Annotated in this window: 24 protein-coding genes; 2 read left to right on the plus strand and 22 right to left on the minus strand. The window is 69.4% G+C overall.

Translation table 11 applies throughout. The features are described 5' to 3' along the window. Nucleotides 1–71: 71 nt before the first annotated feature. From AC3ANK_RS12195 to AC3ANK_RS12225, 7 genes are all read right to left on the minus strand, one after another. Nucleotides 72–641 carry a hypoxanthine-guanine phosphoribosyltransferase gene (locus tag AC3ANK_RS12195; protein WP_206861057.1) on the minus strand — a complete coding sequence of 190 codons (570 nt, stop codon included), beginning with the start codon at nt 639–641 and terminating at the stop codon, nt 72–74. Further along, entirely contained in the window at nt 641–1,636 is a 996-nt protein-coding gene (nagZ, locus tag AC3ANK_RS12200; protein WP_206861058.1) for a beta-N-acetylhexosaminidase, read from the minus strand. The genes AC3ANK_RS12195 and nagZ overlap by 1 nt, the downstream gene beginning before the upstream one ends. A gap of 121 nt (nt 1,637–1,757) precedes the next feature. Then, nucleotides 1,758–2,450: a DsbA family oxidoreductase gene (locus AC3ANK_RS12205; protein ID WP_484172876.1), complete on the minus strand. Its 693-nt coding sequence runs from the start codon at nt 2,448–2,450 to the stop codon at nt 1,758–1,760. Nucleotides 2,451–2,491: 41 nt separating this feature from the next. Further along, a complete protein-coding gene (locus AC3ANK_RS12210) occupies nt 2,492–3,007 on the minus strand; it encodes a CYTH domain-containing protein (protein ID WP_206861059.1) in 516 nt (171 codons plus the stop codon). A 28-nt stretch (nt 3,008–3,035) separates the two neighbouring features. Continuing rightward, a complete protein-coding gene (gene rlmD, locus AC3ANK_RS12215; RefSeq protein WP_206861060.1) occupies nt 3,036–4,364 on the minus strand; it encodes a 23S rRNA (uracil(1939)-C(5))-methyltransferase RlmD in 1,329 nt (442 codons plus the stop codon). A 326-nt stretch (nt 4,365–4,690) separates the two neighbouring features. Beyond that, complete coding sequence (locus tag AC3ANK_RS12220; RefSeq protein WP_206861061.1) at nt 4,691–5,311, minus strand: YdbL family probable chaperone protein; 621 nt, start codon at nt 5,309–5,311, stop codon at nt 4,691–4,693. A 60-nt stretch (nt 5,312–5,371) separates the two neighbouring features. Continuing rightward, nucleotides 5,372–7,375: a translocation/assembly module TamB domain-containing protein gene (locus AC3ANK_RS12225; protein ID WP_206861062.1), complete on the minus strand. Its 2,004-nt coding sequence runs from the start codon at nt 7,373–7,375 to the stop codon at nt 5,372–5,374. 60 nt (nt 7,376–7,435) lie between these two features. On the opposite strand from AC3ANK_RS12225, the gene AC3ANK_RS12230 reads away from it, so the two are divergent. Next, complete coding sequence (locus AC3ANK_RS12230; protein WP_484171316.1) at nt 7,436–8,212, plus strand: response regulator; 777 nt, start codon at nt 7,436–7,438, stop codon at nt 8,210–8,212. On the opposite strand, the gene recO is transcribed toward AC3ANK_RS12230, so the two are convergent. The 9 genes from recO to rpoE all read right to left on the minus strand — a co-directional run bounded on the left by recO (nt 8,194) and on the right by rpoE (nt 17,166). Then, a complete protein-coding gene (recO, locus tag AC3ANK_RS12235) occupies nt 8,194–8,943 on the minus strand; it encodes a DNA repair protein RecO (protein WP_206861063.1) in 750 nt (249 codons plus the stop codon). The genes AC3ANK_RS12230 and recO overlap by 19 nt on opposite strands. Before the next feature lie 81 nt (nt 8,944–9,024). Continuing rightward, complete coding sequence (era, locus tag AC3ANK_RS12240; RefSeq protein WP_206861064.1) at nt 9,025–9,921, minus strand: GTPase Era; 897 nt, start codon at nt 9,919–9,921, stop codon at nt 9,025–9,027. Between the two features lie 49 nt (nt 9,922–9,970). Next, nucleotides 9,971–10,630: a ribonuclease III gene (rnc, locus tag AC3ANK_RS12245; RefSeq protein ID WP_206861065.1), complete on the minus strand. Its 660-nt coding sequence runs from the start codon at nt 10,628–10,630 to the stop codon at nt 9,971–9,973. After that, complete coding sequence (locus AC3ANK_RS12250; protein WP_206861066.1) at nt 10,623–10,994, minus strand: DUF4845 domain-containing protein; 372 nt, start codon at nt 10,992–10,994, stop codon at nt 10,623–10,625. The genes rnc and AC3ANK_RS12250 overlap by 8 nt, the downstream gene beginning before the upstream one ends. Before the next feature lie 70 nt (nt 10,995–11,064). Continuing rightward, complete coding sequence (lepB, locus tag AC3ANK_RS12255) at nt 11,065–11,850, minus strand: signal peptidase I (protein ID WP_206861067.1); 786 nt, start codon at nt 11,848–11,850, stop codon at nt 11,065–11,067. Nucleotides 11,851–12,057: 207 nt separating this feature from the next. After that, entirely contained in the window at nt 12,058–13,848 is a 1,791-nt protein-coding gene (gene lepA, locus AC3ANK_RS12260) for a translation elongation factor 4 (protein WP_484171317.1), read from the minus strand. 117 nt (nt 13,849–13,965) lie between these two features. Beyond that, nucleotides 13,966–15,504 (minus strand): DegQ family serine endoprotease, encoded by a 1,539-nt coding sequence (locus AC3ANK_RS12265; protein WP_484171318.1) that lies wholly within the window; start codon nt 15,502–15,504, stop codon nt 13,966–13,968. 115 nt (nt 15,505–15,619) lie between these two features. Next, entirely contained in the window at nt 15,620–16,549 is a 930-nt protein-coding gene (locus AC3ANK_RS12270) for a sigma-E factor negative regulatory protein (protein ID WP_484171319.1), read from the minus strand. Next, a complete protein-coding gene (gene rpoE / locus AC3ANK_RS12275) occupies nt 16,546–17,166 on the minus strand; it encodes an RNA polymerase sigma factor RpoE (protein ID WP_206861071.1) in 621 nt (206 codons plus the stop codon). Before rpoE ends, AC3ANK_RS12270 begins: the two co-directional genes overlap by 4 nt. Nucleotides 17,167–17,425: 259 nt before the next feature. Between rpoE and AC3ANK_RS12280 the strand changes: the two genes are divergently transcribed. Continuing rightward, nucleotides 17,426–19,507, plus strand: a complete 2,082-nt coding sequence (locus AC3ANK_RS12280; RefSeq protein ID WP_484171320.1) for a 3-hydroxyacyl-CoA dehydrogenase NAD-binding domain-containing protein — start codon at nt 17,426–17,428, stop codon at nt 19,505–19,507. A gap of 435 nt (nt 19,508–19,942) precedes the next feature. Here AC3ANK_RS12280 and AC3ANK_RS12285 read toward each other — a convergent pair whose 3' ends face one another. The 6 genes from AC3ANK_RS12285 to AC3ANK_RS12310 are packed head-to-tail and all read right to left on the minus strand — an operon-like array spanning nt 19,943 to nt 25,181. Beyond that, nucleotides 19,943–20,308, minus strand: coding sequence for a PilZ domain-containing protein (locus AC3ANK_RS12285; RefSeq protein WP_206861073.1), 366 nt, complete (start codon nt 20,306–20,308; stop codon nt 19,943–19,945). After that, complete coding sequence (locus tag AC3ANK_RS12290) at nt 20,305–21,285, minus strand: DNA polymerase III subunit delta' (RefSeq protein ID WP_484171321.1); 981 nt, start codon at nt 21,283–21,285, stop codon at nt 20,305–20,307. The genes AC3ANK_RS12285 and AC3ANK_RS12290 overlap by 4 nt, the downstream gene beginning before the upstream one ends. Continuing rightward, a complete protein-coding gene (gene tmk / locus AC3ANK_RS12295; RefSeq protein ID WP_206861075.1) occupies nt 21,282–21,920 on the minus strand; it encodes a dTMP kinase in 639 nt (212 codons plus the stop codon). Before tmk ends, AC3ANK_RS12290 begins: the two co-directional genes overlap by 4 nt. Next, nucleotides 21,917–23,005 carry an endolytic transglycosylase MltG gene (gene mltG, locus AC3ANK_RS12300; RefSeq protein ID WP_484171322.1) on the minus strand — a complete coding sequence of 363 codons (1,089 nt, stop codon included), beginning with the start codon at nt 23,003–23,005 and terminating at the stop codon, nt 21,917–21,919. The genes tmk and mltG overlap by 4 nt, the downstream gene beginning before the upstream one ends. After that, complete coding sequence (pabC, locus tag AC3ANK_RS12305) at nt 23,002–23,817, minus strand: aminodeoxychorismate lyase (protein ID WP_484171323.1); 816 nt, start codon at nt 23,815–23,817, stop codon at nt 23,002–23,004. The genes mltG and pabC overlap by 4 nt, the downstream gene beginning before the upstream one ends. Further along, nucleotides 23,814–25,181: an aminodeoxychorismate synthase component I gene (locus AC3ANK_RS12310; RefSeq protein WP_484171324.1), complete on the minus strand. Its 1,368-nt coding sequence runs from the start codon at nt 25,179–25,181 to the stop codon at nt 23,814–23,816. Before AC3ANK_RS12310 ends, pabC begins: the two co-directional genes overlap by 4 nt. Nucleotides 25,182–25,273 lie beyond the last annotated feature (92 nt).

Consider the following 25,273-nt stretch of genomic DNA (forward strand, 5'->3'; position numbering starts at 1 on the left):
CCATCCCACCCAACCTCCCATTGAACGGGAGGGCTTTGCGCGGCTCCCTCGAATGGGGAGGGCCCGGAGGCTCAGTCCTTCAGCGCGTAGATCGCCGGCAGGTTGCGGCCCTGCTCGTGGTAGTCCATGCCGTAACCGAAGACGTAGCGGTCCGGCACTTCGACGCCGACGTAGTCCGCGCAGATGCCTTCGACACAACGGTCGTGCTTCTTCACCGCCAGTGCGGCGATGCGCACGTCGCGCGCGCCCTGCTCCTGGCACCAGTCGCGGATCGCCGCCAGCGTGTGGCCCTCGTCGAGGATGTCGTCGACGAGCAGCACGCGGCGCCCCTTCAGCGGCGTGGCCGGACGGTGCTTCCACACCAGCTCGCCGCCGGAGGTCTCGCCCCGGTAGCGCGTGGCGTGCAGGTAATCGAATTCCAGGTCCTGGCCCAGCGCGCCCAGTTCCATCGCCAGTTGCGCGGCGAACGGCAGGCCGCCGTGCATGATCGTCAGATACACCGGCACATCGGCGGCGGTGTAATCGGCATCGATGTCGCGTGCCATGCGCGCGATGGCCTGCTCCAGCGTGGCGCGGTCGAGCAGAAGATCGGAATTGGCCAGCGCCGCGGCCAGGTCGTGCGTGTTCGCAATGGTTTCCATCAAGCCAGTCCTTCCTGCCGGTTGCGCGCCACGCCGTAGCGGGCGTCCGCGAGCAACCCGTCCCATCCCAGGGCGCCGCGGCCGATCAGGCCGGTCAGCGCCATCGTGTTGAGCTTGCGGCCTTCGACGGCCGCCAGCGATTCCTCCACCAGCTGCGGGTGGCAGACGAGCACCGCGTCGCAGCCCGCGTCGTAGTGCGCGTCGATGCGGCCCTTCACGCCACCGGCGTGTTCACCGGCCTTCATGCCGATGTCGTCGCTGAAGACGACGCCACGGAAATGCAGCTCGCCGCGCAGGATCTCCTCGATCCAGCGCCTGGAATAGCCGGCCGGTTCCGGCGCGATGGCCGGGTACTTCACGTGCGCCATCATCACCGCGTCGGCCTTGGCGTCGATGCCGGCGATGAACGGGATGAGGTCGTTCGCACGCAGTTCGTCGAGCGAACGCGGGTCGACCGCCTCGCCGAAGTGCGTGTCGGCCTGCACCGAGCCATGGCCGGGGAAATGCTTCAGCGTCGCCGGCATGCCGGCGGCGTGCATGCCGCGGATGTAGGCGCGGGTGAAGTCGGCGACGACCGCCGGATCCCCGGAGAACGCGCGATTGCCGATGGCGAGGTTGCCGCGTCCCAGGTCGACCACCGGCGCGAAGCTCAGGTCCACGCCGCTGGCGAGCACTTCCTTCGCCATCAGCCAGGCGTGTTCCTCCGCGAGCTTGAGCGCGGCCTCGGGATCGGCGGCATAGCGGCGGCCGAAACCGTCGAGCGGCGGCAGCGCGCTGTAGCCCTCGCGGAAGCGCTGCACGCGCCCGCCTTCCTGGTCGACGCAGACCAGCTGCGGGCGCGGCGCGGCCTCGCGGATGGCGGCCGACAGTTCGGTCACCTGCGCCTTCGATGCGAAGTTGCGGCTGAACAGGATCACGCCGGCGCACGCGTCGTGCTGCAGCCAGTCGCGCTCCTGCGTGGTGAGTTCGGTACCGGCGACGCCGATCACGAGCATGCGGAAGACTCCAGTGGACACTTCGTCAGGGCGGACCGCGCCGTACGCGCGGAGCCGCATTGTCGCGCAGATGCCCTGGCGGGGCATCCGCACGCATGGGACCGGTGTGAACGCGCGGTGCTCAGACCGCGCAACCGCCCGGACCGCAGGCGTCGCCGCCGGCGCGCTCGTCGGTGGGCCGCGATTCGAGCCCCAGGCGCTCGAATACCTGCGCGAACACCGCCGGCGTCTGCGCGCCCTGCACCGCCAGGCGGCCGTCGAACACGAACGTCGGCACGGCCTGGATGCCCAGCGCCTGCGCCTGGGCGAGCTGGGCGCGGACTTCGGCCACGCCTTCGTCGGAGTCGAGCATCGCCCGCACGCGCGCCTCGGTGAGTCCGCCTGCGGCACCGGCCTCGACCAGCGTCTGCACGTCGGCGAGATTCCGCCCTTCGGCGAAATGCGCGCGGAACAGCGCCTCGCCGACCTTGTCCGCATCGCCTTCGCGACCGGCGAGCCAGATCAGCCGATGCGCCTTGAGCGTGCTCACGCGCACCTGTCCGCGATCGAAATCGAACGGCAGGCCTTCGGCAAGGCCGGTGGCCTGGGTCTGCGACAGGATCTGTTCGGTGCGCTGCGCGCCGCCGAACTTCTTTTCGTACGCCTCGCGCAAGGGCACGGGCGTGTCGTCGGATTCGGGATCGAGCTGGAATGCGTGCCAGTGGATCTCGGCCGTGCGGCCCTTGTCGCCCAGCTGCGCCAGCGCTTCGCGCAGCCGGTGCTTGCCGATCCAGCACCAGGGGCAGACCACGTCGGACCAGATGTCGATGCGCAAGGGAGTGTTGTCCATTGAATTGAAGTGGGGCCGGGCCGGCCTTACGCAACCACGCCGGCGCGCTCGTCGGCGCTCCACTGGCTGTACGGGCGCGTGGCGAGCGCGAGGTTGTAGTAGCGCGAGGCGTCGGTGACCTCCGCGCCGATCCACTCCGGACGCGCGAATGCCTCGTCGGCGCTGGACAGTTCGATCTCCGCCACCACCAGCCCGGCGTTGTCGCCGAGGAACTCGTCGACCTCCCACAGATGGCCTTCGTGCCGCACGTAATGGCGGCGCTTGTCGACGAGTCCTCCAACGCACAGCGCGAGCAGCGCGCGTGCATCGGCGACCGGAATGGCGTAGTCGAATTCCTGCCGCGTATGGCCGAGTTCGCGCGACTTGAGGTTGAGGAAGGCCTCGTCGCCGGCGATGCGCACGCGCACCGACGCCTTCATCGCGCCTTCGTCCATCGCCTTCTGGTCGTTGATGTAGCCCTGCGCCATCGGCACCACGTCGCGCGCGGCTGCGCGCCAGCCGTCGCCGGTGACCAGGAATTTGCGTTCGATTTCGAGGGCCATCTTCGTGATTCCTGCAGGACGAAAGCGGTCAGCGCTCGAACAACGCAATGGATTCGACATGCGCCGTATGCGGGAACATGTCCATCACGCCGGCCGCCTTCAGCTTCCAGCCGCGCTCCTTCACCAGGAAACCCGCATCGCGCGCCAGCGATGCCGGGTGGCAGCTGACGTAGACGATACGGTCGAACTGTTTCAGCGGGAGCTGCGCGAGCACGACGTCGGCGCCGGAACGCGGCGGGTCGAGCAGCAGCTTGTCGAAGGGCTGCTTCATCCAGTATTCGCTCGACAGGTCCTTCGCCAGGTCCGCCGCGTGGAACTCGGCGTTCGCGATGCCGTTGTGCGCGGCGTTCTCGCGCGCGCGACGGACGAGGCCCGCCTCGCCTTCCACGCCCACCACTTCGCGCACCTGGCGCGCCAGCGGCAAGGTGAAATTGCCCAGGCCGGCGAACAGGTCGAGCACGCGGTCTTCGGGCCTGGGATCGAGCAGGTCGATCGCCAGCTGGATCATCTTGCCGTTGAGGCCGGCGTTGACCTGGATGAAATCCAGCGGGCGGAACAGGAATTCCAGGTTCCATTGCGGCAGCGAGAACGCCAGCTTCGGCGATTCCGGCCACAGCGGATGCACGCTGTCCACGCCGCCAGGCTGCAGGAAGATGGCGAAGCCGTGCGTCTTTCCGAAGGCGACCAGCGCATCGCGATCGCCGTCGGACAACGGCGCCAGATGGCGAATGGTCAACGCGACGCCGCTGAAATCGTCCTGCGCGTCGCCCGCGATGAACTCGATCTGCGGGATCTCGCGGCGCGCCTGCATGCCGTCGATGAGCGCGGCCAGTTCCGGCAGCTTCGACGCGATCTGCGGCATCACCGTGTGGCATTCGCGGATGTCGGCGACGAAACGCGGGTCGGTCTCGCGGAAACCGACCAGCGTCTTGTCCTTCTTCTCCACGCGACGCACCGAGAACCGGCCCTTGCGGCGATAGCCCCATGCGCCGTCGACGAGCGGCGCCAGGATGCGTTCGGGCTCGACGTGGCCGATGCGCTCGAAGTTCTCCATGAGCACGCGCTGCTTGGCGAGGATCTGCCTGCCCTCGTCGTAGTGCTGCAACGCGCAGCCGCTGCACACGCCGAAATGCGCGCAGCGTGGCGCGACGCGTTCGGGCGCGGCGTCCAGGACCTCGACGGTCCGGGCTTCATCGAAACTGCGGTGGCGGCCGGTCTGGGAGGCCATGACGCGTTCGCCCGGCAGCGCGCCGGCGACGAACACGGCCTTGCCGTCGGGACGGCGGGCGACGCCGCGTCCGTCGTGGGTCAGGTCGGTGATGGAAACTTCGAAGGGGGTCTGATCGATGCGGGCCACAGCGGCTGGCGATACTGCTCAACAGGGCCGCGTATTGTCGCAGATCGCGGCTGGGGGGCCGGGATTCGGTACTCGGGATCCGTCATTCCGGCGAAGGCCGGGATCCAGGCCCGGAATGTTCGGGCAGTCCCTTACCGGCGAACGATGTCACCGGCATTCCGGCGGAGGGTCCCGGTCTTCATGGACGCGTGCCAGGCCAGTTCGCCGCTGCGTGGCCCGCTGCGCCTCCCCAACCCTCCCCTGCACGCAGGGGAGGGAGCCATCGGCGGTGGCGGTGAGGGCGCTGTCGGGTGAGTCGGACGGGGCGCGCTGTCGGCGCTACCCGATCACTTCTGCCGCCAGCCCCCACCCGCATCCTGCACCCACCAGCCCGGGCGCGCGCTGTCGATCCACTGGCGCGCGAACACCGCGCGGATCTGCTGCTCCCACTCGGGATGGTCGTTGGCCACGGCGATCTCGCGATACACGGCGCGTGCGTCGCGGTTCTGGTCGGCGACGGCCTGGTTCACCGCCACGCGCTGCGGCAGCGGGATCTTCGCCGCGTCGCGCACGGTGATGGTGCCGTCGTTGGCGATGCCCAGCGCGCCGGATCCGAAATGCGCCTTCAACTGGCCATCGAACCGCTGCGACATGCGCGACTGGATCGCCTGGATCGCCGGCGTCCTGATCGTGATGTCCGGCTGTCCCTGCGCATGCGCGCTGCCGATACCGACCAGCGACAGCCAGTCGATGCGCGCGGCCAGCGAACGCTGCGCAGACGGCACGAACGCGCTCTGCCCGCCGGGCTTGTCCTGCGGCTGCGGTGCGGGCTGCGCTTCGTCGCCGATGACCTTCTCGACGAACTCGCGCGCCGCTTCCTTGGCCTCGGCCGCCGGGAAGTACACGTTGATCGTGACGCAGGCGGTCAACGCGACCGCCGCCAGCGGAATGCCCATCCAACGACGCATGACGATTTCTCCTGTTGATCCGTTGACCGGCATGCAGCGTGCGCCGGGATGCCGCGAAACTTACTCGAAGACCGGCTTCACGTCGCCCGTGCTGGCGGCCTTCAGGCGTTCCAGCAGGGTCGGCCAGTCCACGTCACGATTGAATCCCACCACCGTCAGCCGCGGCAGGCCGGACCCTTCGACGATAGTGAAGCCGTTGCCGGCTGAACCCAGACCGCTCATCCGGCACACCTCGTCGTCGAGATAGCACGACAGGCCGAGCCGCCGATAGCCGAAATCGTCGAACAGCCCGATCAGCTGCGCCTGCAGGCTGCCCACGAACGACGCGTCGGACACGCTCGACAGATCCTGCACCGCGCGCTGGCTGATGCGCTGGCGGACACGCGCGCGGCGTGCGGCCTGCGCATCGGTGGCGATCGCCGCCTCGAACGCCACCGGCTGCCAGTCCACCAGGCGCAGCCGGTCGAAGCGGCCATCGAGCTTGCCGGTGATCTCGCCGAAACCGAGCACGCTGGTGAGCGATTGCAGGTCGATGTCCTCGAAGGCGATGTCCGATGACAAGGTCGGCGCGACGCCGAACGGCCGCTCCATCGCCAGCGACGACACCTGCACCGTGCCGCCGAACAGTTCGACCGAAAGCCCGCCTTCGAAATCGAGCCGTTCGTCCGCATAGCGCGCTTCAGGGATGCGGCCGGTGAGTTCGCCCGTGAACGGCGGCCAGCCCAGCGCCTGCGACAGTTGCGCGATGTCCAGGCGGTCCAGGTCCATGCCGAACCGGATCTCCAGTCCCTGCCTGCCCGCAGGTGGCCGCAGGTGCAGATGGTTGAACGTGACGGTGCCGCCGAGCATCGGCATCCGCGACGCCGCGCGCAGGCGCAATTCGCCCGCGCTGCTGGCGAACGGCAGCGTCGCTTCGCCGAACGCGAGCCCGTGCAGCCGGCCGCCGCTCCATCGCAGTTCGCTGTCGAGCGGCTTCGTGGAGGAAAAGCGCACGTCGCCTTCGAGCCCGGCGAAGTCGAAGCGCCCGCGCGGATCGTCGATCGACACGCCGTGCGGCACGAAGGACGCGTCAAGCACGGTGCCTTCGTGCATGCGCAGATGGGCGTCGGCCGCGCCGCGCAGTTGCAGGTCCGCCAGGCCCGCGATGCCGAGGAAGCCCGTGAGATAGCCGTCGCGCAACGGCGCGAGGTCCTCGCTGCGCGCACGCACGTCGAGCGAACGCAGGGCACCGCCTGCGCCCAGTGCCGCGCTGCCCTCGGCGCTGAGGATGCCGGTGTCGTTCCAGCGCATCCGCGGCAGGTGCCAGCCGTCGGCGCCGTGCTGCGTCGCCAGCAGATCGACGGCGACGCGACGCTGCTCTAGGGCCAGGTATGCGTTGCCGAACAGCAGGTCGCCGCCGTGCAGCGCGCCGTCGATCGCGACCGAGGTATCCGGGCCGACGCGCATGTCCAGGCGTGCCTGCGCCGAGACATTTTCTCCCGCGATCAGGCCATCGGCGGTATCGAAGGCCACACCGGACAGGCGCAGCGGGCCGCTCACCTGCAACGGCGCATCGGCCGGTGCACGCACGTCGATCCGGCCTTCCAGGGTGCCCTTGCCCAGCCGTCCGGCCTCCCAGGCGCGCGCGACCAGCGCCTGCGCCCAGACGATCGGCACCTGCGTCAGGTCGATGCGGGTGAGGTCCGGCGTGCGTGCGTCGCGATGCAGGGCGATGCTGCTTCGCCCACGAAAAAGACGCGCGTCGGTGCGCGCGTCGTCCAGGTCGATGGCCAGCGTCAGTACCGGCCCGCGCCCCTCGCGCACGGCGCCTTCACACCGCCACCGGTTTCCTGCACGCGAGAGCGGGCATTGCCAGGCGACGTCGCCGAAGCGGTAGCCGAGCCCGGGCGCGTCGATGCGCGCGGCCTGCAGGCGCAGGACGCCCTGCGGCGCGGCATCGGGCCAGTCGAGCTGCACGCGGACGTTTTCCAGCGTAGCCACCGCGGTGCTCACCCGGGCGATCCTCGCCTGCGCGGTCGCGGCGGCGGCAACGCCGCTGCATGCGGCGAACGCGATGGCCGTCATGGCCAGCAGGAGGCGTAAGATCGAACGCGACATCCGATCAGCATACCGACAGGACGCGAAATGCCGATGATGCCCGACATGCTCCCCCGCATCCTGCTGGTCGAGGACGATCCGACCAGCCGTACCTTCCTCACCGCCGCGCTGCGCGCGACGCCGGCCGACGTCGACGCCGTCGACACCATGGCCGCGGCGTGGGCGCTTGCGTCCTCGCAGGCGTATTCGGCGTGGATGATCGATGCGCGCCTGCCCGACGGCAGCGGCGAGGAACTGCTGGCCCGACTGCGCGAACGCGATCCGCGCACGCCGGCCATCGCGCACACCGCCGCGCACGAGGCGCAGGTGCTGGACGCGCTGGTCGCCGCCGGCTTCGCAGAGGCGCTGGTCAAGCCGATGCCCGCCATCACCGTGCAATCCGCGCTGCGTCGCGTGCTCGGCGTCGCGTCGGACAGCGCACCGGTGGCCCTCGCGGTGGCCGGCGACGAGCTGCCGCTATGGGACGACGACGCGGCGACGCTCGCGCTCAACGGCAACCGCACGCACGTGGACACGCTGCGCGATCTGTTCGTGCAGGAGCTGGCGAAGTCGGTCTATGCGATTTCCACCGCGGCCGAACGCGGCGACCTGGACTCGGTGCGTGGCGACCTGCATCGGCTGCGCGCCAGTTGCGGCTTCGTCGGGGCGCAACGCCTCGCCGCGGCCGTGCAGACGTTGCAGGAGGAACCCTCGTCGACGGCCCGGCTGGCGGCGCTGGAACACGTCGCAAACGAAACGCTCGCGCACGCCGACGTCCCGTCGTTCCGGGCACCGCTCACCGAGGCTCAGTCGGCCGCGCTTTGATCCGGGGCGCGCGAAACGCGGTTCAACTCGGCAAGCATGTCCCACGACTTGAGCCCGCGCGGGCCGAGATAATGCGCGAGGACGTCGCGCATGGCGCGGCGAAGACCCGGCAGGTCGTCGGATTCCGGCAACCGGTCGTCGGCCAGCGCGAGCAGCCCGCGGCCGGTGGCGGCCTGGCTGCGATCGCCGTGCCCGCGATCGCTCAGCACCCGGCGCGGACCGTATTCGGGATCGAGCCGGTAGCGTGCCGCCGGATCGATCGGTACGCCGTCGCCGTCGTTGGCCCAGTCGAAGCCGAAGCCCAGGGCGTCGAGCAGGTCGCGCTCGTAACGGCGCAGCGTCCATGCGAGCGGCTCGGCGGCGCCGAGTCGTGCGCGGGCGCGACCGTAGGCTTCGTAGAGTTCCGGCGCGGGGTCCTGGCGCGGCGCAAGGCGCAGAGTGAGTTCGTTGAGATAGAAACCCGAGAGCATCGCCTCGCCGGACAGACGTGGCGCGACATCTAGCGCCTCCGCGGTGTTCAACCGTGCCAGCTCGCCGACCTGCACCGCATCCAGCCGGATCCACTGCAGCGGCTGCAACGCCGCACGCAGCGCCTGCTTTTTCGGCCCCTGCACGCCGCGCGCGACCAGGCCGAGCCGGCCGTGGTGTTCGCTCAGCACTTCGACCAGCAGGCTGGTCTCGCGCCAGGGGCGCGCGTGCAGGACGAAGGCGGGTTCGGCGCTGAGACGCATGATGCTAGGAACGACCGACGGGGAAACGGGTTAGTCGTGAGCGCGACACTCGTTCCTCGTTCCTCTCCACTCGTTCCTGCCTCAATCGTGGTAGCCGAATGCCCGCAGCGCCGCCTCGTCGTCCGACCAGCCTTCGCGGACGCGGACCCAGGTTTCCAGGAACACCTTGTTGCCGAACAGGCGTTCCATCTGCTGGCGCGCGCGGGCACCGATCTCGCGCAGGCGTTCGCCGCCCTTGCCGATGACGATGGCCTTCTGGCCGTCGCGTTCGACCCAGATCACCGCGCCGATGCGCAACAGGTTGCCGTCGACTTCGAACTTCTCGATCTCCACTGTCGTCGCGTACGGCAGTTCCTCGCCGAGCTGGCGCATGAGCTGTTCGCGGACCATCTCCCCGGCGAGGAAGCGCTGGCTCTTGTCGGTGATCTCGTCCTCGCCATAGAGCGCGGGTTGTTCGGGAAGCTGCGCGAGGATGGTCTTCACCAGCGGGTCCAGACCGGTTCGCTTGAGCGCGGAAACCGGATGCACGCCGGCGAAGTCGCGGCCTTCGCTGACCTTGGCCAGGTACGGCAGCAGCGCCGCCTTGTCCTTGATGCGATCGACCTGGTTGACCACGAGCACCACCGGGACGCCCGCCTTCGTCAGGGCGTCGTAGGCGAGCGCGTCCTCGTCGTCCCATTGCCCGGCGCGCACCACGAGCACGGCCGCGTCCACCCCTTCCAGGGCGCCGCGGGCGGCGCGGTTCATCCAACGGTTCATCGCGCGCTTCTGCTCGCGGTGGATGCCCGGGGTGTCGACCAGCAGCAGCTGGCCCTCCGGGAAGGTGGCGATGCCGAGCAACTGGTGGCGCGTGGTCTGCGGGCGGCTGGAGGTGATGCTGACCTTCGCGCCGACCAGGGCGTTGACCAGGGTGGATTTGCCGACGTTCGGACGGCCGATGACGGCCACGTGGCCGGCGCGATGGGCGGGGGTATTCATGCTGGGAATTGTAAGGCGCCGCCCGGGAGCGTGCGGCGAAAGCGGGCGCTCAGCGCTCCTGCAGCAATTCCAGCACGGCCTCGGCGGCGGCCTGCTCGGCCGCGCGTCGCGAGTTGCCGACGCCCTCGGCGACCAGCGACGGCTGGCCGAGCGTGCAGCTGACCTGGAAGCTCTTGGCATGGTCCTCGCCGGATTCGGCGAGCAGCGCGTAGACCGGCAGCGGCTTCTGCCGGGCCTGCAACCATTCCTGCAGGCGGGTCTTGGCGTCCTTCCCCACCTTGTGCGGCGGCGGCAGCGCGGCGATGGCCGCCTCGAACCACGGCATCACCACGGCCCGGCAGGTCGGGAAATCCGAATCCAGGTAGATGGCGGCGATCACCGCCTCCAGCGCGTCGGCCAGGATGGAATCGCGCCGATGCCCCCCGGACTTCATCTCGCCCGGTCCCAGCGTGAGGCGCGGGCCCAACTCGAGCGTGCGCGCGATCGGCGCCAGCGCGGATTCGCGCACCAGCTCGGCGCGCGCGCGCGTGAGCGCGCCTTCATCGGCGCGCGGCCAGTGCGTGTACAGCGCCTCGGCAACGATCAGGTTCACCAGTGCGTCGCCGAGGAACTCCAGCCGCTCGTTGTGTGGCGCACCGGCACTGCGGTGCGTCAGCGCCTGCTGCAGCAGTTCCGGGCGCGCGAAGCGGTGGCCGATCGCATCACTCACTACGGCTCAGGCTCTGCTCGGCGTTGAAGCGCCCGACCACGTCGATGTTGGAGATGAGGGGACGGCGGACTTCATAGTTGACCGTGACGAGGAACCCCGCGTCGCGGCGCAGCACGTTCACGTTGTTCTTCTTCACGCTGTCGGCGTAGCTGATGTCCAGGCGGCGGAAGAACAGCTCCTTGATGCGCGCGGGGTCTTCCCGCGTGATGCCCGGTTCCTCGGAAAGCTGGCTCAACGCCTTCTTCACCGCGAAGAACTCGGTGTACATCGGCACCACCTTGATGCCCATGTAGACGAACACACCGACCACGGCCAGCACCACGATGAACCCGATCAGCGTGATGCCGCTCTGCGTACGCTTCATTTTTTCTATCCCCCATGAGTCAGCTTCGAACCCGCGAGCGGCGCGCTCCCCCGCCGCCGCAGGCAGTGTCTTACTGGATTCTGTTGCCGATGCGCGAGGTGTCCACGCCACCGTCGAAGTTCATCCAGATCAGGAACGCCTTGCCGCGCAGGTTCTGCTCCGGCAGGAAGCCCCAGTATCGGCTGTCCTCGCTGTTGTCGCGGTTGTCGCCCATCACGAAATAGTGACCCGGCGGCACGATCCAGTCGCCTTCGCCTTGGTCGATGAACGGCAGGTTGGTGCGTTCGAGCACGCGATGCTCTCGGCCCAGCAGGTTTTCCTGCAGTTCCTCGGCGCCGGTCATCTCGGTGCCGTTGCCCTTGCCCTGGTACACGCCCACCGGCGCGTAGCCGAGCACCTTGCCGTTCACGCTGACCTGGTTGTCGTGGTAGCCCACGCGATCGCCCGGCAGGCCGACGACGCGCTTGATCCAGTCCTGGTCGGGATGGTGAGGCGGGCGGAACACCACCACGTCGCCGCGCTCCGGTTCGCCGATGCCGAGGAACTTGTGGTTGTTGATCGGCAGGCGCAGGCCGTAGGTGAACTTGTTGACGAGGATGAAGTCGCCGGTCAGCAGCGTCGGCATCATCGAGTTGGACGGGATGCGGAACGGCTCGGCCACGAAGCTGCGCAGGATCAGCACCACCGCCAGCACCGGGAAGAAGGCCTTGGAATAGTCGACGACGATCGGCTCCTTGCCGTCGTCCAGCAGGCCCTGTCGCGCTTCGCGGCGCTTGGCGAGCACCAGCTTGTCGAGCAGCCACACCAGGCCGGTGAACAGGGTCAGGACGACCAGGGCGATTTCAAACCAGCGCATGCATGCTCCTTGGCAGAGCGGGGAACGGGAATACGGACGAGTGGACCGAGGCCGGGCAGGAAGGCCCGGGGACCGCGCAGGTCGCCCCCCGGCAACCTGCCATGGCGAGGATAGCCGCGTGCGTGCCGTCCGTCATGGGCGAACCCTTCCCGAAGCTGGCGGGAACTCCCCGCCCGGACGTAGGAAAACGCCGCGGCATCGCCTTTATTACTTGTCCACCTGCAGGACGGCCAGGAACGCCTCCTGCGGGATCTCGACGCGGCCGACCTGCTTCATCCGCTTCTTGCCCTCTTTCTGCTTCTCGAGGAGCTTCTTCTTGCGGGTGATGTCGCCGCCGTAGCACTTGGCCAGCACGTTCTTGCGCAGCGCCTTGACCGTGGTGCGGGCGATGATCTGCGAGCCGATCGCCGCCTGGATCGCCACGTCGAACATCTGGCGCGGGATCAGTTCCTTCATCTTCTCGCACAGCTCGCGACCGCGGCGGTCGGCATGGCTGCGATGGCAGATGATGGAGAGCGCGTCGACCTTGTCGCCGTTGATGAGCGTGTCCACGCGCACGAACGGGCCGGCGTCGAAGCGCAGGAAGTGGTAGTCCAGCGAAGCGTAGCCGCGGCTGACCGACTTGAGCTTGTCGAAGAAGTCCAGCACCACTTCGGCCATCGGCAGCTCGTAGCTGATCTGCACCTGGCTGGCCAGGTACTGGATGCCCAGCTGCACGCCGCGCTTTTCCTCGCACAGCTTGATGATGTTGCCGATGTACGCCTCGGGCGTGAGGATGTTGGCGCGGATGATCGGCTCGCGGATCTCCTCGACCATGTTCACCGGCGGCAGCTTGGCCGGGTTGTCCATGGGGACGATCTCGCCGTCGGTGCGCAGCACCTCATAGATCACCGTCGGCGCGGTGGTGATCAGGTTGAGGTTGTACTCGCGCTCAAGGCGCTCCTGCACGATTTCCATGTGCAGCATGCCGAGGAAGCCGCAGCGGAAGCCGAAGCCCATCGCCTCGGAGCTTTCCGGTTCGAAACGCAGCGCGGCGTCGTTGAGGCGCAGTTTTTCCAGCGCTTCGCGCAGGTCCGGATAGTCCTCGGCGTCCACCGGGAACAGGCCGGCGAACACGCGCGGCTGCATTTCCTGGAAGCCCGGCAGCGGTTTGGGCGCGGGATCGCCCGCCAGCGTGAGCGTGTCGCCGACCGGCGCGCCGTGCACGTCCTTGATCGACGCCGTGATCCAGCCCACCTCGCCGGCGCCGAGCTTGTCGAGCACCTTGCGCTTGGGGGTGAAGACGCCGACCTGGTCGACCTGGTGCGTGCGACCGGTCGACATCACCAGGATCTTGCTGCCCGCGCGGATCTCGCCCTGCATCACGCGCACCAGCGAGACCACGCCCAGGTAGTTGTCGAACCACGAGTCGATGATCAGCGCCTGCAGCTTGTCGGTGTCGCGCGGCTTCGGCGGCGGGATGCGATGCACGATCGCCTCCAGCACGTCCACGACGTTCAGGCCGGTCTTGGCGCTGATGGCGACCGCGTCCTCGGCGTCGATGCCGATGACGGCCTCGATCTCGGCCTTGGCGCGCTCGATGTCCGCGGTCGGCAGATCGATCTTGTTGAGGACCGGCACGACCTCCAGCCCCTGCTCCACCGCGGTGTAGCAGTTGGCGACCGACTGCGCCTCGACGCCCTGCGCGGCGTCGACCACCAGCAGCGCGCCCTCGCAGGCGGCCAGCGAGCGGCTGACTTCGTAGCTGAAGTCGACGTGGCCGGGCGTGTCGATGAAGTTGAGGTAGTAGGTCTGGCCGTCGCGCGCCTTGTATGGCAGCGACACGGACTGGGCCTTGATGGTGATGCCGCGTTCGCGCTCGATCGGGTTGGAGTCGAGCACCTGCGCTTCCATCTCGCGGGCTTCGAGGCCGCCGCAGAGCTGGATGATGCGGTCCGCGAGCGTCGACTTGCCGTGGTCGACGTGGGCGATGATGGAGAAGTTTCTGATCTGCTGCATGCGGGGGCGCGCGAGGCTGGCCGTTCCTTGAAATCAACGCGCGATTATCGCACAGGCCCCGCCGCAGCCGGTCCCGGCGCCACGCCATGGCGGGCGCCGGGATGGCGGTGATGGACCTCAGCCGGTCTGGGCGTCGTCCTGCGCGGTGACGGCGATGAACTGCGTGGAACCCTGGCGGCGGACCAGCAGCATCACGGTGTCGCCGGACTTCACCGAGCCCAGCTCCTTGTCGAGCGCGGCGGCGGAGCCGACCGCGCTGCGGCCGACCTGCAGGACCACATCGCCCGGACGCAGGCCGGCTTCGGCGCCGGAGTCGCCCGGGTTGCGGATCAGCACGCCCTCGCCCGACCGCAGGCCCAGGCGCTGGCGTTCGCCCGCCGACAGGTCCTGACCGACCAGGCCCAGTGCGTTGCCGGACGACGGCTTGGCGGAACCGCCATCGGTGGCCGGCCGCGGGGTCGCCCGACCGTTGCCGGCCAGCTCGTCTAGTTCGTTGACGGTCACGGTCTTGTCGATCGTGCGCCCGTCGCGGATCAGCGTGACCTTCGCCTTCGTGCCCGGCGCCATGTTGCCGATGATCGGCGGCAGGTCGGCCGAATCGTCGATGGTGCGGCCGTCGACGGCGCGGATCACGTCGCCGCGTTCGATGCCGGCCTTTTCCGCCGGGCTGCCGGGCAGCACGTCGGCGATCAGCGCGCCGCTGCTGTCGGGCAGGCCGAGCGCCTTCGCCGATTCGCTGGTCAGCGCCTGCACCTGCACGCCCAACTGGCCGCGGCTGACCTTGCCGGTCGCGCGCAGCTGTTCGGCCGCGCTCATCGCGACGTCGATCGGGATCGCGAAGCTCACGCCCATGTAGCCGCCGGAGTTGCTGAAGATCTGCGAATTGATGCCGACCACTTCGCCGCTGGTGTTGAGCAGCGGGCCGCCCGAGTTGCCCTGGTTGATGGCCACGTCGGTCTGGATGAAGGGCACGTAGCGCTGGTTCGCGTACGGATTGGCGCGGCCGACCGCGCTGACGATGCCGGCGGTCACCGAATGATCCAGGCCGAACGGCGAACCGATGGCGATCACCCACTGACCGGCCTTCGTCGCATTCGCTGGCGCCATGCGCAGGAACGGCAGGCCCTTGGCGTCGATCTTCAGCAGCGCGACGTCCGACTGCTCGTCGCTGCCGACGACCTTGGCCGGGAACTCGCGACGATCCGACAGCGTGACCGTCACGCTGTCCGCGCCATCGACCACGTGGTGGTTGGTCATGACGTAGCCGTCGGCCGACATCAGGAAGCCGCTGCCCAGCGAGGTGCCGCCGCCGCGCGGGCCGCGCGGACCCGGGCCGCCGGGACCGCCGGGGAACGGCAGCTCATCGCCGAAGAAGCGGCGGAAGATTTCGGGAATCTGCTCCTCGTCCGGCATCTGCCCGCGCGCGGTGCGACGCGGCGCGACTTCGGCGCGGATGTTGACCACGGCCGGGCCGACACGCTGCACCAGGTTGGTGAAGTCCGGCAGGCCCGAGACCAGCGGCGGCGCCGGCGTCGCGGCAGGCGGCTGTGCGATCGGATTCGCGGGCGGCTGCGCCGTGCAGGCGACCGGGAGCGCCGCGGCGATCGCGGCGACCAGGAAGATGCTGCGCAGGGGGGAACGGGGCGTGCGGTTCATCGGCATCGGGCCTCGGGAAAACGTTGGGATGAGTGTGGGCGGTACGCCGTTTTCACGGCGCGAGGAAGTGGGGATCGCTGCGGGCCCGATCGCGGGAGCGGGCCCGTCCGTGGGGTCAGTCCTGGGACTCGCGTGGCGCCGGGCTTTCTTCGGCGGCGGGCATCGCGGTCTGCGGCTCGAACGGATAGAACGAAGGCGAGGCGGCGCTGTTTCCGCCGAAGCTGGCGGTCAGCGCGCCGCTGCCGCCGTACTGCGGCAACACCGCGCGCGGCCAAGGACGCGAAGCCGGCTCCATGTGTTCGGGCTGGAACGGCTTCGCCGGAGTCGGCGCGACAATCGACGGGGTCGCATCGGCGACGGCGGTGCGGGCGATGTCGGCACTCGCGACGGTGGGTTGCTCGATCGCACGCGTGACGCGTGGCACGCGTGGATTCGTGTTGCGCGCGGCGCGGCTGGCGCGACGCGGGGCCTCGATCGCGGCCACGGCCGCCGCGCTCGCGGCGAGTGTGGCGCCCGGCGACTGCGGATCGGTCGTGCCCGGCGTCGCGGGCGTGGCGGCCGGCGCGACCGGCGTGCGCGAGGCCGCACCGGCGGCGATGCGCGACACCGCGGCGCCCGGCGCGCTGGCGACCTGGGGAGAAACGCGATCGCCCGTCGAAGGCGCGTCGTCGGTGAACGGTCGCGTCACGAACAACGCCGCGACCGCGACCGATGCCGCGAGCGCACCGCCCATCCAGCCGCCGGCCCAGGCGCGACGTCCGCCGACGGCTTTCGCCGGCATCGCGACATGCAGCGATTCCTCTTCGCGGATCGCCAGCGCCACGCGATCGGCGAAACGGCTCCCTGCGATGCCCTGCGCCTGTCCGCGCAACGCGTCGCCGTACAACTGCCACCGGCCGACGGTGTCGCGCCACTGCACGTCATGGCCCAGCCGCTTCAACGCGAAGCGCGCTTCGTCGCCGCGCAACTCGCCGTCGAACAGCGCGCACAGCGTCTCGCGGTCCTGGGTGGGTCGATCGTCGATGGATCGTTGGTTGGAAGTCATCGCTTGGTGGCTTTCGCAGTGTCGTGGTCCAGCAGGGGCCGCAGTTCGGTATCGATCGCCTCGCGCGCGCGGAAGATGCGCGAGCGGACCGTACCGATGGGGCACCCCATCTTCTGCGCGATGTCCTCGTAGCTCAGGCCGTCCACCTCGCGCAGGGTGATCGCGGCCCTCAGTTCCTCCGGCAGTCCTTCGACCACACGCATCACCGTGCGTTCGATTTCCTGCCGCAACAGTTCATGTTCCGGCGTGTCGGTGTCGCGCAGCCGCGTGCCGGTGTCGAACAGTTCCGCCTCGCCGGCATCGACGTCGTCCGTCGGGGGGCGGCGGTTCTGTGCGACCAGGTGGTTCTTGGCGGTATTCACGGCGATACGGTGCAACCATGTATAGAACTGCGCGTCGCCCCGGAAGTTCGGCAGCGCCCGGTAGGCGCGGATGAAGGTTTCCTGGGCCACGTCCTGGCATTCGCTCCAGTCGGCGACGTAGCGGCCGATCAGCGCGGTGATCCGGTGCTGGTACTTGCGCACCAGCGCATCGAAGGCCGCGCCGTCGCCTCGCTGCACGCGCGCGACCAGCTCCTGGTCCAACTCAGCATCTTTGTGCAACGTCGTTTCGGCCATACCGCGCCGGCGCTCCTGTCAGCTCGGCCATGGCCGAACGAATGGACAACCCCGGAGGACGAAAGTTCAACGGCGGGTTCAACACGACGTTCAACGGGGCGAAGACTGAATCACGATCATTAATGGGGATGCGCCGATGGCCCGCAAGCGCCGGCCGTCAGGGGTCCGGCGGGAGGTGCGGAAGACGCGGCGATTGACGCCGGCGAAACATCCTCGGGATGATAGCGGTCTCTCCATACCTGAACGGATGGTGCCTCCCATGACGGCTGGCTTCGACGGGCTTCGCTTCCAGCACTGGCAGACCGAGCTGCGCCCCGACGGCGTGCTGCTGCTGTCCTTCGACAAGGCCGGCACGCCGGTGAACACGTTCTCGCAGGACGTGCTGATCGAACTGGACACCCTGATCGAACGCCTCGCGCTGGATCCGCCCAAGGGCGTGGTGCTGCGCTCGGCCAAGACCTCGGGCTTCATCGCCGGCGCCGACATCCGGGAATTCCAGGCCTTCGACGAAAAGGGCACGGTCGGCGACGCGATCCGTCGCGGCCAGCAGACCTTCCAGCGCCTGGCCGAACTGCCCTGCCCAACGGTCGCGGCGATCCACGGCTTCTGCATGGGCGGCGGCACCGAGATCTCGCTGGCGTGCCGCTACCGCGTCGCCAGCAACGATCCGTCCACGCGCATCGGCCTGCCGGAAGTGAAGCTCGGCATTTTCCCGGGCTGGGGCGGCAGCGTGCGCCTGCCGCGCCTGATCGGCGCGCCGGCGGCGTTCGACATGATGCTGACCGGCCGCACGCTCTCGGCCTCGGCCGCGCGCGCGAACGGACTGGTGGACAAGGTCACCGATCCCGCCACGCTGGTCGACGTTGCGGTCGCCTTCGCGCTGAGGGCCGGCGCGCAGCGTCCGTTCAAGCAGCGCTTCCTCGGCTGGGCGACGAACACCCTGCCCGCCCGCAAGCTGCTCGCGCCGATGCTGACCAAGCAGGTCGCACGCAAGGCGCGCAGGGAGCACTACCCCGCGCCGTACGCACTGATCAACAGCTGGGCGAACGCGGGCGGCGGCATCCAGCAGCAGCTCTCGGCCGAACGCAAGGCGGTGGTGAAGCTCGCGTCCACGCCGACCGCGCGCAATCTCATCCGCGTGTTCTTCCTGCAGGAACGGCTGAAGGGCCTGGGCGGAAAGGATCACGGCATCCGCCATGTCCACGTGGTCGGCGCCGGCGTGATGGGCGGCGACATCGCCGCATGGTCGGCGTGCAAGGGGTTCGACGTCACGCTGCAGGATCGCGAACAGCGCTTCATCGATGCCGCGCTGACCCGCGCGCAGGCGCTGTTCGAGAAGAAGGTGAAGGACGAGGCCAAGCGAGCCTCGGTCGCGGCGCGGTTGAAGGGCGACCTCGCCGGCGACGGCGTGGCCGATGCGGACCTCGTCATCGAGGCGATCATCGAGAACGCCGAAGCCAAGCGCGAGCTGTACGCCTCGCTGGAACCGCGGATGAAGTTCGACGCGCTGCTGACGACCAACACCTCGTCGATCCCGCTGACCGAACTGCGCGAACACATCGCGCGTCCCGTGCATTTCGCCGGCCTGCACTACTTCAACCCGGTGGCGCTGATGCCGCTGGTGGAAATCATCCACCACGATCGCGTCGCGCCGCAGACGGAGCAGCGCCTGGCGGCGTTCTGCAAGGCGATCGACAAACTGCCGGTGCCGGTCGCGGGCACGCCGGGCTTCCTCGTCAACCGCGTGCTGTTCCCGTACATGCTCGAGGCGGCGACCGCCTACGCCGATGGCATTCCGGGCGCGGCGATCGACAAGGCCGCGGTGAAGTTCGGCATGCCGATGGGCCCGATCGAGCTGATCGACACGGTGGGCCTGGACGTCGCGGCGGGCGTGGGCGCGGAGCTCGCGCCGTTCCTCGGCCTGCCGATCCCGGCGTCGCTCTCCACGCCGCCGCAAGCCGGAAAGCGAGGCAAGAAGGACGGCCAGGGCCTGTACAAGTGGGAGAACGGCAAACCGGTGAAGCCCGCGCTGCCGAAGGATTACCAGATCCCCTCCGATCTGGAGGACCGCCTGATCATGCCGCTGATCAACGAAGCGGTGGCGTGCCTGCACGAAGGCGTGGTGGACGATGCGGAACTGCTCGACGCCGGCGTGATCTTCGGCACCGGCTTCGCCCCGTTCCGCGGCGGCCCGATCCAGTACGTGCGCGAAACGGGCGTCGACAACCTGGTGGCGCGACTGGAGATCCTCCAGCAGCGCTACGGCGATCGTTTCAAGCCGCGACCGGGCTGGGACAATCCGACGCTGCGCGGGCAGGCTGCGGTTTCGCGGGCGGCCTGACGCGCTTGGCTCGGCGGCTCGTGGTGCGGGGCCGGCAATAACTGCTCCGTGCGTGCAGCGCGGCGTTTGTTGCTCATCACGTTGCAAGCGGGGATGACGAGCAAAGAGCAGCCGCTTTTGTAGCCCGGGTAAGCGAAGCGCACCCGGGAGCGCGGTCGCCTCTCCAACCCGGGTGCGCTTCGCTTGCCCGGGCTACAGGAGCAAGCCGTGTCCCGCGAAGGATTGTCGTACCGGGAAGATCGTCATCCCAAGAACATCGTCATCCCGGCTTTCGCGGGGATGACGCGATCCTGCGGCTGTGCGATGCGAAGTTGCGTGATGCGCTCGGCGTGAGGGCCCGCGAATTCGTGGCGAAGCGTTTCAGCTATCCGGTCATCGCCGGGCAGCTGCTGGATTTCCTCGACGGCGCGCCGCGTTGATCCAGCCGCGCGCGGCTCACATCGTATGCGTCGGCCGCTCGGCGGTAAGCGTGCCGGCCAGCAGGGCTTCGATCTTGCCCTTCACGGTTTCGCCTTCGGCGGTGTCGGCGAACTGCACGCCGATGCCGGCCGGGCGGTTGCCCTGCGCGCCCACTGGCGTCACCCAGACGACCTTGCCGGCGACCGGCAGGCGTTCGCTCGATTCGGGCAGCGTGAGCAGCAGGAAGACCTCGTCGCCGAGGAAGTAGCGCTTGGGCGTGGGTACGAAGATGCCGCCGCTCTTGAGGAACGGCATGTAGGCGCTGTAGAGCTGCGCCTTGTCCTTGATCGCGCACGACAGGATGCCCTGGCGCGCGCCGCCCGCTGCGTTCATACCGCTCATCTCCTGCTTCCCCCTGACGCCCGGGCGCCGCTCGCGCCGCGCCAGGCCAGCAACAATTCGGTGACCGCGAGGTCCGCCCGCACCGTCGTGCGCAACAGGTCCCGGGTCCGGTTCGCCTGGTCGAACCACGCGGCCAGACTGCGCGTTCGCACTGGGTCGGTCAAGCCGGATGCCTCGGCCAGCGCGAGGTCCGCGGCGTGCCGCAGACGCAGCGCCGCCTGTTCATCCCCGACCCAGCGCTGGGCGATTTCCACGGCCCCCGCGTCGCCGCGACCCAGCTTCGCCAGATCGGCGGCGACGTCGCGGCGCAGCTTGAGGCCGTCGTTCTCCAGCCATTCGTGCGCCAGGCCGGGATGCCCGCGCGCGGCGTCGAGCGCTTCGCGCGCGGCGGCCTCGGCGTGCCCGCACGCGCGCAGCCACGCCAGCGCGTCGTCGTGCGGCGGCAACCTGAATTCGTAACGCTGGCAGCGGCTGCGGATCGTCGCCGTCAATCGCGCCGGATGCGCGCTCACCAGCCACAGGTAGCGACCCGGCACCGGTTCCTCCAGCGTCTTCAGCAACGCGTTGCACGCGGCGTTGTTGATGGCTTCGGCCGGGTTGAGGATCGCCACCTGCGCGCCACCGTATTGCGGCGTCAGCGCGAGCTGCTCGGACAGCTGGCGGATCTGCTCGATCACGATCTCGGTGCGCAGCCGCGTGCCTTCCTTGTTCGGAACGAACGAGACGACGTGGTAATCCGGATGCGTGCCGGCGTCGATCAGGTGGCAGCTCCGGCAGGCGCCGCAGGGCTCGCCGCCGGCGACCGGCTGCTGGCACAGCACGCGTCGCGCGAGGCGTTCGGCCACGGCGCGCTTGCCCAGTTTCGCCGGGCCGCAGAACAACAGCCCGTGCGCGAGCCGTCCCGCGTCGAGCGCCGTCACGGCCTGTTCGTACACGCGCTGCTGCCACGGCGCGAAGTTCGGGATCGCGGCGATCATGCGTTCGCTTCCATCCATGCGCGCAGGTGCGCGACCGCCTGCGCGGCGACGATGTCGGCCGGCTGCGTGGCGTCGATCACGCGGAACCGCGCCGGTTCGGCCGCGGCGCGCGCGAGGTAGCCTTCGCGCACGCGTTCGAAGAAGTCCTCGCGTTCGGCCTCGATGCGGTCGGCGGCACCGCGTCCGCGCGCGCGTTGCAGACCGATGGCCACCGGCACGTCGAGCAGCAGCGTCATGCCGGGCGCGATGCCGACCACGCGCCGTTCCAGTTCGCCGATGAACGCCGCATCGCCGCCGCGCGCCGCGCCCTGGTAGGCGTAACTGGCGTCGGTGAAACGATCGCTGATCACCCACGCGCCGCGCTCCAGCGCCGGCACGATGGTTTCGCGCACGTGCTGCGCGCGCGCCGCGAAGACCAGCAGCAGCTCGGCTTCGGACGTGGGCGTTTCATGGTGCGTGTCGAGCAGCAGGCCGCGGATCTGTTCGGCCAGCGGCGTGCCGCCGGGCTCGCGCGTGACCACGGTCGCGCGCGAGTCGTTCGACAGCACGTCGCGCAATGCCGCGAGCACGGTCGACTTGCCGGCGCCCTCGCTGCCTTCCAGCGTGATGAAGCGTGGATACGAACGCAGCGTCATTGCCGCTCCTGCGTCTTCGCGCCGGATTCGATGGCACGTTCGGCCGCGCGCGCCTGGCGATACTTGACCAAGTATCGCTGCACGTTCGCCTCGTGTTCGGCCAGCGTGCGCGCGAACAGATGGCGCCCGCTGCCGTCGCCGACCGCGACGAAGTACAGCTCCTCGCCGCGCTGCGGACGCGCGACGGCCTGCAGCGCATCGGCGCCGGGCATCGCGATCGGCGTCGGCGGCAGGCCAGCGCGCGTGTAGGTGTTGTACGGCGTGTCGCTGGTGAGATCGGCCTTGCGGATGTTGCCGGCGTAGCTCGTTCCCAGTCCGTAGATCACCGTCGGGTCGGTCTGCAGGCGCATGCCGATCTTCAGGCGACGCTCGAACAGGCCGGCGATGCGCGGGCGTTCCTCGGCGATGCCGGTCTCCTTCTCGACGATGGACGCGAGGATCAGCATTTCCTCCGGGGTGTTCAGCACGCTGTCCGGCACGCGGCGCTCCCACGCGGCGGCGAGCGCCTTTTCCATCGATTCGTGCGCACGGCGGAGCACGTCCAGGTCGCTGTCGCCACGGGTGAACAGATACGTTTCCGGCAGGAAGCGGCCCTCCGGATGCTGGCCCGGATGGCCGAGCGCCGTCATCAGCGCGGCGTCGTCGAGACCCGCGGTTTCCTGCTCCAGTTCCTTCGCCCGCGCCAGCGCCGCGCGCAGTTCGCGGATGTTCCAGCCTTCGACGATGGTGAAGCGGCGGCGCACGACCTTGCCGTCGCGCATCGCGGTGAGCAGGTCGCGCGGCGAGGTGCCGGGCTCCAGCGCGTACTCGCCGGCCTGCAGCTTGCCGGCGGCGCCGAGTTGGCGCGCCAGCGCGCGCCATTCGATCAGGTCGCCCTGGCGCACGCCGGCCTCGCGCAGCTTGCGCACGACCGAGGGCAGCGAATCGCCGCGTTCGACGACCAGGCTCTCTCCGGGTTCCAACCCCGCCAGCGGGGCGTCGGCGAAGCTCGTATAACGGTGCCACAGATACGCGCCGACGCCTGCGGCGATCAACAGCAGCACGAACAAGAAGCCGCCCAGGCGGCGTCCAGATTTGCGACTCACGCAACCTCCGTGGCGAATGCGGGATGCTCGGCGGCCAGGCGGCGGCGGAGTTGCGCCACCTGCGGATGCGGTCGCCATGAGCGAGCGCCGAGCCGCGCCACGGGCAGGATACCGCGCGCGGCATTGCACAGGAAAACCGCGTCGCCCGCTTCGACGTCCGTCACAGCCAGGCGCGCTTCCCGGGCTCCGAGCGCGCCGATCGCCCATTCGCGGCACACGCCGGCGATGCCGCAGCGGTCCACGGCCGGGGTCGTCCAGCGGTCACCGTGGACCACGAAGAGATTGGCGGCGGTGGCGCAGACGACGTCGCCATCGGTGCTGCGCACGAGGCCGTCGTGGATGTCCGGATCGCGCCATTCGGCGCGCGCCAGCACCTGTTCGAGCCGGTTGCAGTGCTTGATTCCGGCCAGCGCCGGTTGCAGCGCCAGTCGCATGTCGCACCAGCGGAGCGTGAGGCCTTCGGCAGGCGCGGCAGGTGGTACGTCGTGACGCGAGAGGATCCAGTGTGGCGTCGGGCTTTCCGGCGGTGCGTAGCCGCGACCGCCCGTGCCGCGCGTGACGATCAGTTTCAGCACGCCGCCGGTGCCCTCGAGCAGCGCTCGCGCCTCGCGCTGGACGCGCGATTCATCCGGCAGAGCAAGGCCGAGCACCTGCGCGCCGCGCTGCAACCGGCGCCAATGCGCGGACCACCAGTGCACTTCGCCCTGATGGGCGCGCATCGTTTCGAACAGGCCGTCGCCGTAGGCGAGGCCCCGATCGTGATCGGGGGTGCCCGCGACGGCGTCGTCGCTGATGAAGTGCCGCACGCTCACCCGGCGACTCCCAGCGCGCGCAGCATGCCGCGCGCCTTGGCGCGGGTTTCGTCGAGTTCCTTGCGCGGATCGGAGTCGGCGACGATGCCGGCGCCGGTGCGGAAGCGCAGCGTCGCACCGCCTTGCGCGGATTCCAGTTCGGCGCTGCGGATCAGGATGTTCAGGTCCATGTCGCCGTCGCGGTTGAGCCAGCCCATCGCGCCGGTGTACGCGCCGCGGCCGACGCCTTCGAGCTCGGCGATGATCTGCATGCAGCGCACCTTCGGGCAACCTGTGATCGTGCCGCCCGGGAACACCGCGCGGATCACCTGACCCGGCGTCGCCTCCGCGCGCAGGCGACCGCGCACGTTGCTGACGATGTGGTGCACGTGCGCGTAGCTCTCGACCGTCATCAGCTCATCCACTTCGACGCTGCCCGGCGTGCAGACGCGGCCGAGGTCGTTGCGCTCCAGATCGATCAGCATCACGTGTTCGGCGCGTTCCTTCGGATGGCCGACGAGTTCCTGGATGCGTGCGGCATCGTCGTCGCCGGCGAAGCGTGGGCGCGTGCCGGCGATGGGCCGCGTCTCGACGACGTCGCCGCGCACCGACACCAGACGTTCCGGCGAGGCGCTGACCACGGCCCAGTCCTCGCCCGCGAACACGCCGGCGAACGGCGCGGGGTTGTTGTCGCGCAGGCGCTGGAAGAGCTCGGCGGCCTCGACCTTTCGATCGAAGCGGGCGCGCCAGCCGCGCGAGAGGTTGGCCTGGAATACGTCGCCCGCGGCGAGATAGTCGAGCACGCGGCGCACGCCATCGGTGAAGCGTTCGGGCTCGTCTTCTTCGAGTGCGTGTGGCGTTCGCCACGTCGGCAACGGCGCCAGCGCGGCGAGCCGGGCGATGTCGTCGAGCACGCCATCGCGCAGGGCGTCCTGTCCGGTTTCCACGACGAGCACACACTCGCCGCTGGTGTGGTCGCGCAGCACGGCCGCCGGGCAGCGCAGCGCAAGTGCGACGGGCAGCCGGCCTTCGGCGCGCGGAAGTTGCAGGATCGGCTCGACCTGCGCCGCGGCCTCGTAACCGAACAGCAGCGCCCAACCGCCGCGGAACGGCCAGCGCGGTTCGTCGCGCGGCACGCGTTCGTGCTGCCAGCGGGTATCGAGGGCGGCGAAGAAGTCGGTGCCGACGTCGGCGCCGCGTTCGTCGCGCACCGTTCCGTCGGCCTCGAGACGAAGCTGTCCTGCGCCGGCCACGAGCAGCAGGTCCCAACGTCCCTGCGCGGTGCCGTGCGCGCTGGATTCCAGCAGCAGCGGGTAGCGCGTGGGCGCCAGGCGTTGCAGCGCGAGCAGATCGAAGGAGCCGGGCAGCGGATGGGTCAGGAGCATGGCGACATTGTCCGCTATTGGTGAGGCTTCGCGGCTGGGATGGGGAGGCAAGAACGGGTTCCCCAGGCGTTGGCGCAACCGCCCGTCATCCC

This window comes from Lysobacter sp. SCRH-1R (assembly GCF_057747855.1).